Genomic DNA, 18,416 nt, shown 5'->3' on the forward strand with positions numbered 1-18,416 from the left:
CGGCCCCCGATCGTCGGGGGTCGCTTCCATGTTTTAGGTCTCTCGGGATTGGTGAATCGTCACTTTTTTGGGTCGAACCGGGGAGACGGCTTCGAAAACGACGGTCTGCCAATTCTCTGGTAGCGTAACTAGCGGCCTCTGTGCGGCTGCTGCCTGCGCGCTGCTACTCTTCGCCTGCTGCAGTGGTGGTCGTGCCGTCGTCCGCTTCGCCACCGTCATCGCTGCTGGCAGGAGCCATGTCGGGGCTCCAGCCCTCTACGGGAAAGTCGCTGCCGGTGGCGTGCACCACTTCGGCGCTCTTCTGCAGCAGCCAGGTCAGGGGGTCGTCCAGCTCTCCGAAGGCGACGTGCGCCGCGGCCAGCTCGGCAGCGTAGTCCTTGAGCGCGTAGACGGCGTGCTCTTCGGCAACTGCTTCGGCGTCGTCGGTGGCTTCCTGGGGCTGCACCGTGTGGTTCACGAGCGGAATCCACCTCACGTTCTCGATGCGAACCTCGGTGCTGCCCGCGTCGCGTACGAAATCGCAGGCCAGCATGCCTTCCAGTTCGTTCAAGGGGCGCGGTTCGTCGTGGTTGCTCATGAAGTCTCCAAGGCTGTAGGCCACCAGCGTTTTGTGCCCGCTTTCCCCTTCTACCCACGCTAGCGGGCCGATGACGTGGGGATGCGACCCCAGCACCACGTCTACGTCCAGGTCGGCCAGAAGCTTCGCCAGCCGCAGCTGCTCGTCGTCGGGATCTGTCTGGTTCTCGGTGCCCCAGTGCATGGCCACCAGCACCACGTCGGCGGCTTCCTTGGCGGCGGCCACGTCGTTGGCTATGCGCTCGTCGTCGATGTAGCTCACCGCGTAGCTCGGCAGCTCCGAGCGTTCGTAGCCGTTCACGCCGTAGGTGTAGTCCAGCAACGCGAAGGTGATGCCGTTGCGCTCGATGGTGGCGATGGCGGCTGCTTCGGCTTCGGATGAGGCTGTGCCCGCGAAGGCGACCGGCTTTGCGTTCCACACTTCGCGGGAATGGTCGTTGGCGCCGAAGTAGCCCCAGTCGTAGGAATGGTTCGAAGAGGATCCTACCAGGTCGAATCCAGCGTCCACCACCGCATCGGCCATTTCGTCGGTGACGTTGAAAGAGGGCCATCCCCTAGGTCCTATGTCGTTGCCTCCCAGATGGGTCTCCTGCTTGATGTAAGCCAGGTCCGCCGCTTCCACATAGGGCTTCACCGGTTCGTAGATCGCGTGGTAGTCGTAGGTGCCGTCGCCCTCCTCGCCGGATTGGGCGTCGGCCCACCAGCCGATTTCGTCGTCGGGCAGGTTGTCGCCCACCGCTACGAAGGACACGCGGGCGGCTTCGGGGCCTTGGGCCTGGGCCACGGGGTCGGTGGCGCTATCGCCTGGCGCTTCCGAGTCGCCGGCAGCGGCCCCTATGGCCGACGCAACGGTGATTAGCGCGGCTAGCGCCGCCAGTGCCGCGACGAAGAGGATCGCCCGCTGCCGCTGGGTGACCGCAGCGTTGGCTGAAGCGGTTCCTTCCAGCCCGGTGCCATGGCGGGGCGTGGGCGTGCGACGGATGGGACCTGCCGACTTGCCTGAAGGTGTGCTCATGCGGATTCCCTCCGTCTCGCTGTTGCAACGGGGGGAGTATACCGCAACAGCCCGCCGCCCTTCGGCTTAACGGTCGTATCTGGGCTCGGTCCGGCTTGCGCGGTGCCGGAGGGCGCCCCGCGGCGAACGAGATCCGCCCCCGGTCCGACTTGCGCGCGGTACGAAAGGACGCCCTGTTGCAAGCGCCTTACCCGCGCCCGGTTTCGGGCTGCCTCTCTGTTCGGTTCTTCCCGCGCCGCATCGGTCCAAGGCGCCTTACCCGCGCCCGGTTTCGGGCTGCCTCGGTAAAACACGCGGCCCGCGCTCTTCCGTCTCTTCGGTTTGCGCATGTAACGGATGACGTTTATGGCACTCGAAACCTGCCACAACCGTCATCCGTTACACGAAATCGTACATAACCGTCGCTCGTTACAGCGTTTTCTGCCATAAACGTCATCCGTTACACGGCGATTGGCGAAGGCTTCCGCCGTACACAGCCGAGCGTGTGTCAGCGGGACGGGGATGATGGCATGGTCATGCCAAGGGGACGGGGGTGTCAGCGGGGTGTCAGCGGGACGGGGATGATGGCATGATCATGCCAAGGGGACGGGGACGACGGCATGAATTACGGTTTCTTTACTGCTGGCTGTATTACGCCGCGGCCTATTCCCGTCAGCCGCTCCAGCTGTCTGATCGAGATGCCCATTCCATGCAGCCGACTGAGGGCCCGGTTGCGCTCCGCTTTCCCCATGGCCGCTATTGCGTCTCCGAAGGATGCGCCAAACGCCTTGCTCGCGATGGCCTTCGCTTCGGCATCGGACACATGGGGCCGATGCGGCGTTCCGTCCAGTATCTCGATGGCATCGCTGCCTATCTCGTGGTATGTCTCGAACTGCTCTCGACCCCCGAAGACGTCCAAGGCGAATTCGGTGTCGCAGATTCCCTCGTTGCCTGCGTATTGGCGATAGCTGCTCCACGGGTAGTCGCGAAAATCATCCTCCCTGTCCCGCGGGTTTAGGTGGATGTACCTGACGGCTCCGAGAAAATGCTCGTTGCTTTCGACGGGAGTGCTAGAGAAGCGCCCTTGCACCACTGGCCCCACATGGCCGTGGCGGCCGTTGTAGTGGTGCGCGAGCGAGGTGTTGATTCTCCTCATCAAGCGGGAGATGTCGTCCAGTTCGCCCCTTAGAAGCAGATGGTAGTGATTGTCCATGAGGCACCAGGCAAAAAGGTCGACCCGGTGCTCTCTGCGCGCATTGTCGAGCTTGCGCACGAAGCGCGCCTTATCCTCATCGTCTTCGAACATCGTTCGGCGTCCCGCTCCTCGCGCGGTCACATGGTAGATATTGGATGCGGACCGCTGTCGTGCTGTTCGGGGCATGGGGACTCCTGTCGTCTGAGGGCGGTTGGTCCCATTATGTCACCAATCGCCCTCTCTGATGCGTTCGAGCGGACAAACGCTTTCGCAGCATGCCATCATCCCCGTCCCCCCGGCATGGTCCCCCCGGCATGGTCCCCCGGCATGGGCTATGCCATCATCCCCGTCCCCCTGGCATGGGTTCATCATGCCATCATCCCCGTCCACCTGGCATGCCTCATGCCATCATCCCCGTCCCCCTGGCATGGGCTAGAGTTTGGTCCCGTGGGTTTCTTGGGCGTGGTCATCTGCGGCGTTTGCGGGGGAGGGGGTAGCTGCTAGACTGGAAGGCACGTGTTTTCGGCACGGTGATTTGAAGACAACGTGGGGCTTTTCCCTTAAGATGTTGATAAATCAACAAGTTGCGGTAGGCTTGTATCTGCAAACCGACAAGGAGGAGCGTTGGACATTCGGCTGGAACCCTCGGAGCTGACCGAGCGATTCGAAGCGTTCGTTCTGATGATCTTGCAGTTGAACCGCGCGGTCACCAAGATCAAGGAACTGGAGATGAATCGCTTGGGTCTGCGGGGCGCCCATGCGAACTGCCTGTTCTTCCTGGGGGAGTACAGCGAGGGCCTTACCATCGGCCAGCTCGCCGAGGCCTGCTGCGAGGACAAGGCGGCCGTCTCCCGCTCCGTCGCGCAGCTGGTGGAGAAGGGTCTGGCCCAAAACGACGCCCCCGAAGGCAGCCGCGGCTATCGCAGCCCGTACCGTCTGACGGCCCGCGGCCAGGTGGTGGCCTCCCAGATGTACGACCGGGTGGAGAAGGTAGTCAGCGTGGGCGGATCCGGCCTGACCGACCAGCAGCGCCGCAGCCTCTACGAGTCGCTGCGCACGGTGCTGGGCAACCTGGACGAGTACTACCGGGAAGAGCCCCGCTAGGACCTGGCGTTCGGTCGTGCCTTCAAGGCCCGCGTGTCGGTTCGCCGCAAGGGCGTTTCGCGCGGCGGCCCCCTAGGGTTTGCGAGAAGACGGGCGCTCCCTGCCGCGTCTTCGGCACGCCGCGGCCCGATTGCGCGCTGCAGCGTCGCCGCCTATCGTTTGCAATCGAGAGAGGACCCTTCCATGGCGCGTATCCGCATCGTGACCGATTCGGCGTCGGACATTCCGTCCGGCATGTACCCGGGCGTGACTGTTGTTCCGCTAGCCGTGACCTTCGGCGACGAAACCTACCTTGACGGCGTCACGCTCACCCACCAGCAGTTCTACGACAAGCTCATCGAATCCGACGAGCTGCCCACCACCTCCATGGTGTCGCCCGGGGAGTTCTCCCAGGTGTTCGCCGAGGCAGCGGAGGCGGGCGAGGACGTGGTGGCCGTGGTGCTGTCCTCGAAGCTGTCGGGCACCTACGAAAGCGCGCTTCTGGCCGCCCGGCAGTTTCCCGGGCGCGTGCACGTGGCCGACACCATGAACGCCACACTGGGCGAGCGCATCCAGGTGGAATACGCCCTGCGGCTGCGCGACGAGGGGTTGGACGCGGCTTCCATCGCCCGTCAGGTGGAGGGCATGCGCGACCGCGTGCGCACCATCGGCGTCCTGGATACCCTGGAATACCTGCGCAAGGGCGGCCGCATCTCGGGGGCGACGGCGGCCGTGGGCGAGGTGCTGTCCATCAAGCCGGTGGTGTGGGTCGACGGCGGCGAAGTGAAGCAGCTGGGCCGGGCGCGCGGCTCGAAGAACGGCAACAACTACCTTATGAAGGCGTGCAAGGAGACCGGGGTCGATTTCGCGATGCCCCATTGCCTGGGCTATACCGGTTTGGACGACAAGCTGCTGGTCAAGTACATGAACGACAGCGCCCCGTTGTGGAAGCCCCATGTGGATGAGCTGCCCGTCGGCTCTATCGGCGCCACCATCGGCACCCACGTGGGCCCGGGCGCCATCGCCGTGGCCTTCTACGCCCGCTAGTGCGAGGGGAGGCGTGCCATGCGTGCCGGGGGAGAGGGCGCGCCATGCGTGTCGCCGCATCCCCTGGCGCACCTGGCGCTCGGTTCAGCCCCCCGGTTTCGGTGCGTGCTCATGCTGCGGTTCCCCTTGCATCCTTGGGCCTTGGCGGATAGAATGCGTTATTAAACAATGTGTTGAATAATGCCCATTCTGTTCAGGAGGATGCTTGAGCCAGACGACTTGCACCGAGGCCGAGCCCGCGCGCGGCGCGGCGCCCGTGGACCGTCGGGTGGCGAAGACCCGTCGCGCCCTGCGCCAGGCGCTCATCGAGCTGACCGAAGAGCGGGGACTGGACGCCCTTGGCGTAGGGGACATCTGCGAGCGGGCCGACATAAACCGCGGCACGTTCTATAACCATTTCGCCGACAAAGAATCCCTGGTCATCGCTTTGGAGGACGAGCTTTTGGCCCAGCTGGAGCTCTTCCGCGCTCGCATCGCCGAGCTGGATGCGCTGGGATTCGCGAAGCTGAGGCTGACCAAGCGCCCGCTGCCGGTGCTGGTCGACCTGTTCGACACGCTGCGCGATCAGGGCGACTTCCTGCACGCTATGCTGGGGCCCCGCGGCGATGCCAGCTTCGGCCCGCGCCTGCGCGACTGCGTGTGCACCGACCTCGTCTATTCCGTGCTCCACGAACGCTACCGCGCCTCGGCAGACCCGTTCGTGGGCTACTACGTGTCGTTCTACGCCGCTGCCTACCTGGGCGTCATCATGCGCTGGGTGGAGACGGGCATGACCGAATCGTCCGAGACCATGGCCCGTATCGCCATGAGGCTCTTCTTCATCAAACCCGGCGAGACCATCGTTCTGTAAACGGAGGTAACAGTGGACGCAGCATCGAACAACCGACTTTCCCTGGGCATCGACGTGGGCTCCACCACGGTGAAGGTGGCCGTGCTCGACGAGCGCAACGAGGTGCGCTACGCGGTGTACCGGCGCCACCATGCCGACGTGCGCGCCACCATCGTGGAGGTGCTGGAGGAGGCAGCCGCCGCCGGCGACCCCGTTACCGGCGAGCGCCTAGGTGAAGTGCCCATGACCATCGCCATCACCGGCTCGGGCGGCCTGCTTCTGGCCCAATGGCTGGGGGTTTCCTTCGTGCAGGAGGTCATCGCCAGCAAGACGGCCGTGGAGGCCTTCATCCCCCGGACCGACGTGGCCATCGAGCTGGGCGGTGAGGACGCAAAGATCATCTACTTCGACCAGGGCATAGAACAGCGCATGAACGGCACCTGCGCCGGCGGCACGGGCGCCTTCATCGACCAGATGGCAAGCCTGCTCAACACCGACGCGGGCGGTCTGAACCAGCTGGCGGAAAGCCACAGCACGATCTATCCCATCGCCAGCCGCTGCGGCGTGTTCGCCAAGACCGACGTGCAGCCGCTGCTCAACGAGGGCGCCCGCCGCGAGGACATCGCCGCCTCCATCTTCCAGTCCGTGGTCACCCAGACCATCTCGGGCCTGGCCTGCGGGCGGCCCATCCGCGGCAACGTGGCGTTCCTGGGCGGCCCTCTGCAGTACCTGCCCGAGCTGCGCAAGCGCTTCTACGAGACGCTGAACCTGGAGGACGACGCCATCATCGTGCCCGAGAACGCCCACCTGTTCGTGGCCAGCGGCTGCGCTTTGGCGGGCCGGGCGGAGGGAGCCGCCCCCGAGCGGCTGGACGAGGTGTTGGTGCGCCTGCGCAACCTGGGCGACATCCAGGGAAGCGAAGTGGTGCGCATGGCCCCGCTGTTCGCCACCGACGCCGAGTACGCGGCTTTCAAGGAGCGCCACGACGCCGAACGGGTGCGCCGGGGCAGCCTGGCCGACTACCGCGGCGAGGCCTACCTGGGCATCGACGCCGGTTCCACCACGTTCAAGGCGGCGCTGGTGGGACGCGACGGCGAGCTTCTGTGGTCCACCTACGCGTCGAACAAAGGCGACGTGCTGGGGTGCGCCAAGGCGGCCGTGGCCGAGCTCTACGCCGCGTTGCCCACTGATCAGCAGACCGAAGAGCCGCTGGTCAGTCTGGGGCATGCCACGGTGACCGGCTACGGCGAGGGACTTCTGCTGGAGGCGCTGCAGGTGGATTCCGGCGAGATCGAGACCGTGGCTCACCTGCGCGGCGCCCAGGAGATGCTGCCCGGCGTGGAGTTCATCCTGGACATCGGCGGCCAGGACATGAAGTGCCTGCGCGTGAAGGACGGCGTCATCGACCACATCATGCTCAACGAAGCCTGCTCGTCGGGCTGCGGCAGCTTCATCGAGAGCTTCGCCAGCGGCCTTGGGCTTGACGTGTCGGAGTTCGCCCGCACGGCCATCCAGGCGGAAAACCCCGTCGATCTGGGCAGTCGCTGCACCGTGTTCATGAACAGCCGCGTGAAGCAGGCCCAGAAGGAAGGCGCCACGGTGGGTGACATCGCCGCGGGCCTGGCCATCTCGGTCATCAAGAACGCCCTGTTCAAGGTTATCAAGATCCGCGACCCCCACGACGTGGGCACAAAGGTCATCGTCCAGGGCGGCACCTTCCTCAACGACGCTGTGCTGCGGGCCTTCGAGCAGCTCTCCGAGGTGAGCGCCGTGCGCCCCGACATCGCCGGCAACATGGGGGCCTACGGCGCCGCGCTGCTGGCCCGCGACAGGGCGGCTTCGAGCGGGCACCGCTCGCGGCTGCTCACTTTGGACCAGATCCAAGAGCTCGCGCCCACGCACCGCACCGTGCGCTGCAAGGGCTGCTCGAACAGCTGCCTGCTCACCGTGAACGACTTCGGCGTAGACGAGGCCACGGGCAAGCACCGCCGCTTTATCACCGGCAACCGCTGCGAGAAGGGGGAGAGCCTGGGGGCGTCCAGCCGCGCCTCCGAGGTGCCCAACCTCTTCGAGTACAAGGCGCAGCGCACCTTCGGCTACACGCCGCTTGCCGCCGAGGACGCCCCCCGCGGCACCGTGGGCATCCCGCGGGCGCTCAACATGTACGAGAACTATCCCTTCTGGTTCACCTTCTTCACGAAGCTGGGCTACCGCGTGGTACTGTCCGACCCGTCCACGAAGAAGACCTACGAGGCGGGCATCGAGTCCATGCCTTCGGAAAGCGTGTGCTACCCGGCGAAGCTCTCCCACGGTCACATCATGAACCTGCTGGAGAAGGCCCCCGACTTCATCTGGATGCCCTGCGCGAAGTGGGAGCGCCAGGAGGACGAGACGGCCGGCAACCATTTCAACTGCCCCATCGTGGCAAGCTACCCCGAGGCGCTGCGCCTGAACATCGACGAGCTGCGCGATTCGCAGACCGCCTTTGTGAGTCCCTGGATCCCCTACGACGACAAGGAGAAGCTGAAGCGCCGTCTGTTCGAAGAGCTGGGCGGCAACTTCGCAGCCCAGGCCAACGGGCACGGGCCCAAGCTCACCCAGGCCGAGATCAACGCTGCAGTGGACGCCGCTTGGGAGGAGGACGAGGCCTTCAAGCGCGACATCCGCACCAAGGGCGTGGAGACCCTGGCGTGGATGGAGCGCACGGGCACCCACGGCATCGTGCTGGCGGGGCGTCCCTACCATCAGGACCCCGAGATCAACCACGCCATCCCCGAGCTGCTCACCGGCTTCGGGCTGGCGGTGCTCACCGAGGACTCCGTCGCGCACCTGGGCCAGCTTGAGCGCCCTATCCGCGTGGTGGACCAGTGGATGTACCACACGCGCCTCTACGCCGCGGCAAAGGTGGTCACCCAGCGCCGCGACCTGGACCTCATCCAGCTGAACTCCTTCGGCTGCGGACTCGATGCGCTCACCACCGACCAGGTGCAGGAGGTGCTGGAAGCGGCCGGCAAGGTGTACACGGTGCTCAAGATCGACGAGGTGTCGAACCTGGGGGCCGCCCGCATCCGCGTACGCAGCCTGCTGGCGGCTCTGAAGGACCAGGCCGACCGCGAGGCCGAGGCGCAAAGCGACGCTGCCGCCGAGAAGCGCGGCTGCCCTGCGGCCTGCATCAGCCTGGACAATCTGGACAAGCTGGTGCCCGAATCGTTCTCCCAGAAGGCCGACGGCGTGGTGGCAGCGGCCGAGGTTGAGCAGCGCGAGGGCGTATCCACGGAGTTCGCGCGCCCGCAGTTCACCGAGCGCATGCGCGAGGAGGGTTGGACGGTGCTGGCGCCGCAGATGGCCCCTTACCACTTCGAGCTGCTGGTGCCCATCTTCCACCGCTTCGGCTACAACGTGGATTTGCTGCCCTCGGTGGACCATGGCGCGGTGGATGCGGGCCTGAAGTACGTCAACAACGACATCTGCTATCCGTCTGTGCTGGTCACGGGACAGATTATGGAAGCCGTGCTGTCGGGCAAGTACGACACCGACAAGCTGGCGGTGCTTATCACCCAGACCGGTGGCGGCTGCCGCGCCACCAACTACATCTCGCTCATCCGCAAGGCGCTCAAGGCGGCCGGCCTTGCTCATATCCCGGTGATTGCTCTGTCGTTCAAGGACCTGGGCGAGGAGAACCCCGGCTTCAAGATCACGCCGAAGATGCTCTACCAGGCCCTGTTCGCCCTGCAGTACGGCGACCTGCTCATGATGTGTTTGTACCGCACGCGCCCCTACGAGGTGGAGACGGGCAGCGCCAACCGCCTGTTCGACTACTGGATGGCCCAGTGCAAGGACCAGCTGTCCCGCGGCATCGGCATGGGCGAGTTCAAGCGCACGGTGAACCGCATCGTCGGGGACTTCGACACGCTGCCGCTTGCGGGCGAGGGCACCAAGCCGCGCGTGGGCGTGGTGGGCGAGATCCTGGTGAAGTTCCATCCCACGGCCAACAACCAGATCGTGGACGTCATCGAGCGCGAGGGCTGCGAGGCCGTGGTGCCGGGGCTCATCGAGTTCTTCCTGTTCGGCATCGCCGGCGGCATCTTCCAGCGGCCCATCGGCAAGACGGCGAAGAGCGCGCTTGGCAGCCGTGCGGGGCTTGCGGCCATCAAGCAGCTGCGTAAGCCCGTGACCGATGCCCTGGCCCGGTCGGCGCGCTTCCATCCGCCGGCCAACATCTACGAGATCGCCGAGTACGCCGAGTCGGTGCTGTCGCTGTGCAACTCCATGGGCGAGGGATGGCTGCTCACGGGCGAGATGGTGGAGCTCATCCGCTCCGGCTGCCCCAACGTGGTGTGCACCCAGCCCTTCGCCTGCCTGCCGAACCACGTGGTGGGCAAGGCCACCATCAAGGAGCTGCGCCGCCAGTACCCCGAAAGCAACATCGTGGCAGTGGACTACGACCCCGGCGCCTCCGAGGTCAACCAGCTCAACCGCATCAAGCTCATGATCTCGGTGGCCAAGGCCAACCTTGCCGAAAGCGAGCAGAAAGCCCGCGCCGAGCGAAACGCCTTCGTAGTCGAGAGCGCATCGGGCGCCAAGGCGCCCTGCGAGGAAGCGGGTCAGCTGGAAGTGGAGGTAAAGCGCGGCTAGCTCTGTCGCGCGGCCCCTCCCGACTCGCCCCGCTCCGCCCCGGCCCGCCCTCCGGCCGGAAGCCAGCAGAATCGGCATGTTCGTGCGAAAAAATGCATGAACATGCCGATTCTGTATGATTGGGGCGGGGCTCCTCATGCGCGGTCGCATGACCGTGCGGCTGCGACCGCGACCGTGACCGCGTGGCCGTGCGTTTTGGGGCGGCTTGCGGTCCGCGCTGTTGAGCCGGAGGGCGCGGCGTGTGCTTGGGGCGAGACATGCGTTCCAAATGGGAAACAGATGGGCGGTCGGAAGGCCCCTCGCGGGCGGAAGGCGCCATACTCTAGCGTGAGCGCTTCCGCCGCTGGCCTTGCTGGCGAGACGTCAAAGCTGGCGGCCGCTCATCTGCGCACGAGGAAAGGAAGCCCCATGAGCAACTGCCTGGTAGCCCAATCCGGCGGCCCCACCGCCGTCATCAACGACAGCCTGGCCGGCGTCATCCGCGCCAACCAGCTGAACCCCCTCTACGAGCGCGTCTACGGCGGCCTCTACGGCATCGAGGGCGTCCTGGCCGACAAGCTCTACGACTTGACCGACCTGCCCACCCACGAGATCGACGTGCTCAAGCAGACGCCCTCTTCGGCGCTGGGCACCTGCCGCTACAAGCTCAAGCGCGGCAACGACGCCGACTTCCGCAAGCTCATCGACATCATGGACGCTCACGACATATCCACCCTGTTCTACATCGGCGGCAACGACTCCATGGACACGGTGGACGCGCTGACGCAGTGGGCCACGGACAATGCGCCGGGCAAACGCTTCATCGGCATTCCGAAAACCGTGGACAACGACCTGGTGCCTGTGGACCACTGCCCCGGTTTTCCCAGCGCGGCGAAGCTGGCGAACCTGGTGACCCACGCCACGCGGCTGGACTACGACGCTTACGACCGTCCCGAGGTGTTCGTGCTGGAGACCATGGGCCGCGATGCCGGCTGGCTGGCCGCCAGCTGCTGCATCACCGGGGACGTGGATTTGTTGCTACTCCCCGAGGTGGCCTTCGACTACGACGCGTTCATGGCCCAGGTGGCACGCAAGATGGAGCTTACCGGCGAGTGCTACATCGTGGTTTCCGAGGGCGCCCGTTACGCCGACGGGCGCTACCTGTCTGCCGGCGAGGCCGCCAACGACGGATTCGCCCACGCGGTGCTGGGGGGCGCGGCCCAAACGCTCAAGCAGATGATCGTGGATGCCGGCATTGCCCCGCGCGGCGTGGTGCAGGACCTTTCGCGCGTGGCCCGTTCCAGCAACTTCGCCCAGTCGGCGGTGGATGTGCGTGAGGCCTACGAGCTGGGGGTGAGCGCCCACATGCGCAGCGCCGACCCGGCGTTTCGGGGCCAGGTGGTGGGTATCCGCCGCAACGCGCAGGCGTGGAAGGAGGAGGGCCGCTACGTCGCCGAGTTCTTCGCGGGGCCGGCAAGCGAGTTCGCCAACTACGTGAAGACCTTCCCCCTGGATTGGATTCTGCCGAACTACCAGGGCATCACCTTGGAGGCCATCGAGTTTCTGCGGCCGCTCATCGCCGGCGAGCCGAAGCTTCTGTACAAGGACGGCATGCCCGAGACCATCGTGCCTTTCAACCGCCGCTGAGTTTGCGCGTTGCTTCCGCGCTCGCGCTGCTCTGCGCATTTGCCCGCATTTTCCGAAAGCCCCGTCGCGCCCCCTCAAAGCTGCGGCGGGGCTTTCGCACCCTGACGCTTCAAATCAAAGCCTCTTTCACGAAAAGCAATCGGTTCAACAGGGGTTTCCTGCAAGGCGTCCGGCTTGCGCCCTCGGCGTTCGTTGGCTAAAAAGCGAAGTTGGGCATCCCGCCATCCCATGCGTGGCGCCTTCGGGTAGAATGGTGTTTCGACGGGCGGGCGCGAGGGCGTTGCGAGCCGTCTCGGTATATGTCCGACGTGCTCGAAAGGAGCGTCCATGTTCATCGTCCCTCTGGTTATTCTCATTGTCTGCGCGGCCGCCGTGCTGTCCACCATCTACATCGTGCCGCAGCAGAAGGCCTACGTCATCGAGCGTCTGGGCAAGTACAACCGCATCTCGCATCCGGGCCTGCACGTGCGCATTCCCGTGATCGAGAAGATCGTCGGCAAGATCGATCTGCGCACGAACCAGTCGGTGCTGGCCATCGACGCGAAGACCCAGGACAACGTCACCATCACCATGCAGGTGGCCGTGCAGTATCACGTGGACGGAACCGGTGCTGGCTACCATCTGCAGGCTGCCGCTTCCGCCCCGCAAGGCACCCCCATGGCCCCCGGCGCTCCCGTTCCCGGCGCCGCACCCCAGGTCCCCGGCGTGCCCCAGGTGAGCGTCCAGGCGCGCAATGCGGGCATCTACAACGCCTTCTACATCCTGTCGAACCCGGTGGAGCAGATGAAGGCCTACGTGGCCGACGCCCTGCGCTCGTCCATTCCTCGCTACACCATCGACGAGGTCTACGACCGTAAGGACGACATCGCCAACGACGTGCAGCATATCATCGCCGCCACCATGATCGGCTACGGCTACGTGGTGGTGAGCACGCTCATCGTCAACATCGAGCTGCCGCGCGACGTGGAAGCGGCCATGAACGAGATCAACACTGCCCAGCGCAAGCAGGTGGCGGCCCAGGCGCTGGCCGAGGCCGAGCGCATCAAGGTGGTCACCGAGGCGAAGGCCCAGGCCGAAGCGGCGGAGCAGGCCGGTATCGGCATCGCGAACCAGCGCAAGGCCATCGCCGTGGGCATCAACGAGTCCATCCGCGAGATTCGCGAGTCCGGCATGACCGATCACGAGGCCAACCTGCTGTTCATGTTCACTCAGTGGACCGACATGATGACCCAGTTCGGCCAGAACCCCAGCTCGTCCACCGTGGTGCTGCCCGCCGACTTCCGCGAGACCTCCAGCATGTTCGAGCAGATGCTGGTAGCCAACGAAGCCGAGGACGCGCAGAGGTAGCCCGCCCCCGTCGAGAACCCGCAGCGCTTGAGAGCCGGCAGCCGCGACCCTCGAGCGCTGCGGGTTCTCGCACCGCGCAAGCCCCCTGGCGAAGGGGGCTTTCTTGTCGCGCAGGTTCTCCGGCGCCGCGTGCTTTCGCTCCACGCAGGCTTTCCGGCGGCCAGGGCCTCCGGTGGCGCGGCTGTCGACTTTGGGCGAGGCAATCTATTGAAAATCGGATTATTTGGCAAGCACAATAGCTAAAAAACACGGCTATCATCAGGAGACTCTTGCATATTGCCTGATGAGAAGCTTGTCCAAAAAATCCGATTTTCAATATCAGCCCAGCGCGAGAGATGGAAAAGGCGCACGGGGGCACGAGAGCACGGGCGCACGAGAGCGCGGGCGCACGAGAGGCGCGAGAGGGCGAGGGGTGCAAAAGGGACGAGGGCGCAAGGGGGCGCAAGGGGCGGGAAAGGCACTGGGGGCGGCCGTCGAACGCGCAAAGCCTTAGCTGCCGGCTAATGCGCGTTTCGGCGCAGCGGTCTAGAATGGCAGCAGCTTCGAGACGGATATGTCCAAGGCCTCGGCTATGCGGGCGAGGTCGTCGATGCCGACGCCCACTCGGCCCGATTCGATGCGCCAGATATGGGACTTGCTGCTGCCGATCATGTGCGCAAGGGTCTGCTGGGACAGCCGCTGTTCCAGTCTGCGCTCGCGCACTGCGGCGCCCAAGGCGATTCGCTTCTCCTCTGTATTCACGCCTGAATCCTATGTGCTATAGTTTCGCCAATGATTTCAAATATGAAGTCAAATGTCTTGTTGGATACAGGAGATGGTTGTCGTGGGCGAAGAAGTAATTTCTCCTAGGGGTTCTGGTTTTCTCGGCTGCGCGGTAGGGAACGAAGAAGCATATTTGGCGTTGACGGATATTTACGTTGAGCCGAGCAAGGCAACTCGCCTCCCGTTTAGCGTTATCCCCTCTCTTGGGGTGGGGCTCGCTTCTCTGCTGCCTGCGTTCCATTCTGCGTCAACGGCGGCTGGCTTTCCCTCTCTATTCGTGGCAACCGACAAGCTCGGTCGCCCCCTCGATCCGTCTAGGCTTCAATCGTTCAAAGATGGCTCAGGGCTCATGGGTTCGTTTCGCGATGCCGCGACAGGATTCGGTCAAGCTCGTTTTCACGCCGTTGACGGTGGGGCTGCTCAGACTGTCGCGGTTGTTCCTTACGACCCAACGATGCTCCTCGTGGCGGCTGTTCTCGTTCAGGTCAACCAAAAGCTCGATTCGATTCAAAGCGCCGTTGACGAGATGTTCGAGCATATGCGCGACAGGGACAAGGCTCAGTTGCGCGGAAACGTCATTGCCCTACAAGGGTATTTAAGCGAGTATGGCTTTAACTGGGATAACGATATTTGGCTGTCTAACTCGCACAAAGAGGCGATGGAGATCAAGCGAGAGTCCGAGCAGGCTGTTGTCCATTTGCGCTCCCAGATTAGAAGGAAGCTACATGGCAAACGCTCAGTTGAAGGTCGGGTGGCTGTTAAGGGCCGGCTCGAAGAAGTGCTCGATCGCCTGAAGGAGTACCAGCTGGCAGTCTATGCCTATGCCTTTTCGTCTTTCCTTGAGCCGTTGCTGAGTGGCAATTGCGATGAGGCATACCTGTCTTCTATCATTGAAAGAATAAGAGACCAGGGAAACGGGTACCGCGAGCTATACACTGAGTGCTATAACGCTATAGAGTTGTCCGCCGGCAGATCGGTTGACACTGCCGTGCTTGGAGGGTTTGGCGCCGTACTTGGTGGGTTTGGCGACCTGGTTGAGCGCACGCCTGTAGGGGATTTGACTTCTCTGGATGAGGCTATTTCGGGCGCTGGTGAGCGCGTTCAAAGGTTCAACGACGGTCTCTCGTCCGGCCTTATCGAAAAGCTCCATCAGGCGAAGGCTCCTGACTTGCTTCCTTTTATTAAGACGCTCTGCGCAATATCTCGCTTCTGTAATCATCCCTACCAGGTTGCCGTAGACGCGGATGCTCTCTACTTTCTGCCCGAGGGCGAAACCCTCGCAAACGCTTCCAGTTCGTGATTTCGTTCTGAGCTGCCACGCTTTTCACGGCGCTTTCGCAGGGTTGCGCTATACTCGGGCGCCTAGGTGCGCCGAACCTGCCTTGTGCGGCGGGCGGCGAACGCGATCGCTTCGAGAGAGAGACCTGTTTATGGAAGCTGCTGCCGTTGTTTTGGCTGCGGGCGCCGGAACCCGCATGAAGTCCAAGAAGCCGAAGGTCGCCCACGAAATTCTGGGCAAGCCGCTGGTCCGTTGGGTGGTTGACAGCGCTCGGGCCGCGGGCGTCGATCGTGTGGTGTCCGTGGTCGGCCACGAGCGCGAGCAGGTGATTCCCCTGGTGGAAGCCGATACCGAAGTGGTCGTGCAGCCCGAGCGCAAGGGCACGGCCGACGCCGTGGCCGTGTGCGCCGACGCCCTGGCCGACTTCGACGGGTCGCTGCTGGTGCTCTCGGGCGATTGCCCGCTCATCACCGCCGACACCTTGGGCCGTCTGGTGCGGGCGCGCGAAGAGGCCGACGCTGCCGTGGTGGTGCTCACCATGCAGCCCGCCAATCCCTTCGGTTACGGGCGCATCATCCGCGACGAGGCCGGGGACGTGGCCCGCATCGTGGAGCAGAAGGACGCCACGCCCGAAGAGGCTGCAGTGGGGGAGTGCAACTCCGGTTTCTACTGCTTCGACGCGAAAGCGCTCTTCGACGCCCTGAAGCGCGTGGGCAACGACAACGCCCAGGGCGAGTACTACCTGACCGATGTGCTGGAGATCTGCCGAAGCGATGGCCGGCGCGTACTGGGGCTTCTGTGCGAGGACGACGCCGAATGCCTGGGCGTGAACTCCCGGGTGCAGCTGGCCGAGGCGTCGAAGCTGCTGCAGCGTCGCATCAACCGCGCGCACATGGACGCCGGCGTGACCATGCTCGACCCCGACCTGGTGTGGATCGGCCCCGACGTGGTCATCGAACCCGACGTTGAGCTGCTGCAGAACGTGACGCTCATGGGCGCGACCCGCATCGGCGAGGACAGCGTCATCGGTCCCGACAGCCGTCTGACCGACACCGTGGTGGGCCGTGGCTGCACCATCGACGAGACTGTGGCCGAGCAGGCGATCGTGGACGACGGCGCCACCTGCGGCCCGCGCGCCTACCTGCGCCCCGGCGCGCACCTATGCGAGGGAGCCAAGGCCGGCACCCACGTGGAGATCAAGAAGTCCACCATCGGGCGTGGCAGCAAGGTGCCGCATCTGTCCTACATCGGCGACACCACCATGGGCGAGGGCGTCAACATCGGCGCCGGCTCCATCACCTGCAACTACGACGGCAAGAAAAAGTGGCCCACGGTCATCGGCGACAACGTGTTCGTGGGCAGCGACACCATGATGGTGGCGCCCGTGACTATCGGCGACGGGGCCATCATCGGCGCCGGCTCCTGCATCACCCGCGACGTGTCCGCCGACGCTTTGGCCCTCACGCGCCCGAAGCAGCAGGAAGTGGAGGGCTGGGCCGCCGAGAAGCGCCGCCGCCAGGCCCAGGAGTAGCATCCGGCCGCAAGCGGGAAGTGCAGCAGTCAAGCGCCGCAGCCAAGAGAAAGGCTGCGGCGCTTTTGGCTTGCCGGGTTTCGCGGCACGAGGGTCGGGCTCGATGGCGGAGGGAATGCAGGCTGCCCGCGCTGGCTGCAGGCGGCAGGGTGCGTCGAACGCTTAGTTAGCTGGTGCCGCCCTTCGACACCGTCATCCCCCGAAAGCTCGGTAGCTGGGCCACTACCACGCCCAGCAGGATGACTGCTACCCCCGCCAGCTGCAGCGGGGTCACCGCCTCGTGCAGCACCAGCACCGCGCAGGCGATGGATATGGGCAGCTCGGAAGAGGCCATGATGGTGGAAAGCCCCGGGCTGATACGGGCGCAGCCGATGCCGAAGAGCATCATCGGCAGCACGAAGGACAGCGGCCCCAGCACTAGCCCGTAGCTCCACAGGCCGCTGGTCAGGGCGCCGCTTGCGAAGTAGTCGGGGCATACGGCCAGTCCTGCGGCGAAATATCCCACCGATGCCCAGAGCCCTCGCTGCTGTACGGGGGCATCGGTGACCACGCGTCCGGACAGGAACATGAAGCTGGCGCAGCACACGGCCGCCGCCAGCCCGCACAGGATGCCCAGGGGGTTGAGCGCTTCCAGCGTGCCCTCCGCAAGGCCGCTTGCGAGCACGGTGCCGCCCAGGATGACCGCCACCGAAACTAGCGACGCACCATGGGGCCGCTTGCGGGTGCAGGCCACTTCGAACACCAGGCCCATCCAGGTGAACTGGAACAACAGCGCGATGGCCACGCTTGCGGGCAGCATTGACAGCGACAGATAGTAGAACGTGGTGGTGCCTGCGCTCACCAGGCCCATGGCCCCCAGCTGCAGCCGCTCCTTCCACGACAGCCGCACCCGGCGAAAACCGCGCAGCTTGTCGAAGAGCGCAAGCAGCAGAAACGTCGCCAGGGCGAACACCGTTTGCGTGCAGGTGACCTGGGGAAACGTGAAGCCGTCGCCATAGGCCAGCTTCACTACCGACCCGATGATGCCGTAGCAGGCGCCTCCGGCGAACACGATCAGCGAATAGCGCAGTCGCGAGCTTCCGTGGGCGCTCGATTGGACGAGGTTGTGCGCAGACGGCGTGTCGGGCATGGTTCAGCTTTCGGATCGGCAGGGGACGAGGCGGGCGCCGCCCGCAATGGCTTCGACGCCGAAGAAGCATTCTACCAATTCGGCGCATCGGCCGCACGGCCGTCGGAGCATCGTTGCCCGTTCGGTGCGCTCCCGGGTGCGATTCGCTCTTGCCGTGCGCATCGGCCGCACGGCCGCCGACGGGATGCGGGGTGTCCCGTCGGCGCCTCGCCGCATCCTTGCCGCCGCGCCCGCGAACGTTGGGTGGAAATATGGCCGCTCTCGCGCCCCGCAGCTTTCTCGCTGGGTACAATGGGCGCATCGAAAAGCGCGGCAGGCGCGCGGGTGGCCCATGGTGCCGCGACGCCCTGCCCAAAGCAGCCGTGCACCAGGTAAGGAGCCCG

Annotated in this window: 13 protein-coding genes; 8 read left to right on the forward strand and 5 right to left on the reverse strand. The window is 64.9% G+C overall.

The genetic code is table 11. The features are described 5' to 3' along the window. Nucleotides 1-163: 163 nt before the first annotated feature. Both NFR41_RS02715 and NFR41_RS02720 read right to left on the reverse strand, forming a co-directional pair. Complete coding sequence (locus NFR41_RS02715; protein WP_251230626.1) at nucleotides 164-1,591, reverse strand: CapA family protein; 1,428 nt, start codon at nucleotides 1,589-1,591, stop codon at nucleotides 164-166. Nucleotides 1,592-2,195: 604 nt separating this feature from the next. Beyond that, the gene (locus tag NFR41_RS02720) at nucleotides 2,196-2,951 is read right to left on the reverse strand and encodes a transposase (protein ID WP_285833846.1); all 756 of its coding nucleotides are present in this window, start codon (nucleotides 2,949-2,951) and stop codon (nucleotides 2,196-2,198) included. A 438-nt stretch (nucleotides 2,952-3,389) separates the two neighbouring features. Between NFR41_RS02720 and NFR41_RS02725 the strand changes: the two genes are divergently transcribed. The 5 genes from NFR41_RS02725 to NFR41_RS02745 all read left to right on the forward strand — a co-directional run bounded on the left by NFR41_RS02725 (nucleotide 3,390) and on the right by NFR41_RS02745 (nucleotide 11,985). Continuing rightward, nucleotides 3,390-3,869 (forward strand): MarR family winged helix-turn-helix transcriptional regulator, encoded by a 480-nt coding sequence (locus tag NFR41_RS02725; RefSeq protein WP_160212677.1) that lies wholly within the window; start codon nucleotides 3,390-3,392, stop codon nucleotides 3,867-3,869. A gap of 183 nt (nucleotides 3,870-4,052) precedes the next feature. After that, complete coding sequence (locus NFR41_RS02730) at nucleotides 4,053-4,895, forward strand: DegV family protein (protein ID WP_160212678.1); 843 nt, start codon at nucleotides 4,053-4,055, stop codon at nucleotides 4,893-4,895. Between the two features lie 205 nt (nucleotides 4,896-5,100). Next, nucleotides 5,101-5,745 carry a TetR/AcrR family transcriptional regulator gene (locus NFR41_RS02735; protein ID WP_251230627.1) on the forward strand — a complete coding sequence of 215 codons (645 nt, stop codon included), beginning with the start codon at nucleotides 5,101-5,103 and terminating at the stop codon, nucleotides 5,743-5,745. 12 nt (nucleotides 5,746-5,757) lie between these two features. Further along, the gene (locus NFR41_RS02740) at nucleotides 5,758-10,359 is read left to right on the forward strand and encodes a 2-hydroxyacyl-CoA dehydratase (RefSeq protein WP_251230628.1); all 4,602 of its coding nucleotides are present in this window, start codon (nucleotides 5,758-5,760) and stop codon (nucleotides 10,357-10,359) included. Between the two features lie 408 nt (nucleotides 10,360-10,767). Beyond that, nucleotides 10,768-11,985 carry a diphosphate--fructose-6-phosphate 1-phosphotransferase gene (locus tag NFR41_RS02745; RefSeq protein WP_251230629.1) on the forward strand — a complete coding sequence of 406 codons (1,218 nt, stop codon included), beginning with the start codon at nucleotides 10,768-10,770 and terminating at the stop codon, nucleotides 11,983-11,985. Between the two features lie 74 nt (nucleotides 11,986-12,059). Here NFR41_RS02745 and NFR41_RS02750 read toward each other — a convergent pair whose 3' ends face one another. Continuing rightward, entirely contained in the window at nucleotides 12,060-12,215 is a 156-nt protein-coding gene (locus tag NFR41_RS02750; protein ID WP_160212681.1) for a hypothetical protein, read from the reverse strand. 97 nt (nucleotides 12,216-12,312) lie between these two features. Here NFR41_RS02750 and NFR41_RS02755 point away from each other — a divergent pair, with 97 nt between their 5' ends. Next, on the forward strand, nucleotides 12,313-13,332 hold the full coding sequence (locus NFR41_RS02755) for an SPFH domain-containing protein (protein ID WP_251230630.1): 1,020 nt from the start codon (nucleotides 12,313-12,315) through the stop codon (nucleotides 13,330-13,332). Between the two features lie 525 nt (nucleotides 13,333-13,857). Here NFR41_RS02755 and NFR41_RS02760 read toward each other — a convergent pair. After that, a complete protein-coding gene (locus NFR41_RS02760) occupies nucleotides 13,858-14,073 on the reverse strand; it encodes a helix-turn-helix domain-containing protein (protein ID WP_251230631.1) in 216 nt (71 codons plus the stop codon). An 82-nt stretch (nucleotides 14,074-14,155) separates the two neighbouring features. Between NFR41_RS02760 and NFR41_RS02765 the strand changes: the two genes are divergently transcribed. Together NFR41_RS02765 and glmU are read left to right on the forward strand one after the other, a co-directional pair. Beyond that, nucleotides 14,156-15,394, forward strand: a complete 1,239-nt coding sequence (locus NFR41_RS02765; RefSeq protein WP_251230632.1) for a hypothetical protein — start codon at nucleotides 14,156-14,158, stop codon at nucleotides 15,392-15,394. 130 nt (nucleotides 15,395-15,524) lie between these two features. Continuing rightward, complete coding sequence (glmU, locus tag NFR41_RS02770; RefSeq protein WP_251230633.1) at nucleotides 15,525-16,904, forward strand: bifunctional UDP-N-acetylglucosamine diphosphorylase/glucosamine-1-phosphate N-acetyltransferase GlmU; 1,380 nt, start codon at nucleotides 15,525-15,527, stop codon at nucleotides 16,902-16,904. Between the two features lie 166 nt (nucleotides 16,905-17,070). Here glmU and NFR41_RS02775 read toward each other — a convergent pair whose 3' ends face one another. Next, complete coding sequence (locus NFR41_RS02775) at nucleotides 17,071-18,033, reverse strand: EamA family transporter (RefSeq protein WP_251230634.1); 963 nt, start codon at nucleotides 18,031-18,033, stop codon at nucleotides 17,071-17,073. Nucleotides 18,034-18,416: the final 383 nt, after the last annotated feature.

Origin of the sequence: Adlercreutzia aquisgranensis (assembly GCF_943193145.1) — a bacterium.
Classification (GTDB): Bacteria; Actinomycetota; Coriobacteriia; order Coriobacteriales; family Eggerthellaceae; genus Xiamenia; species Xiamenia aquisgranensis.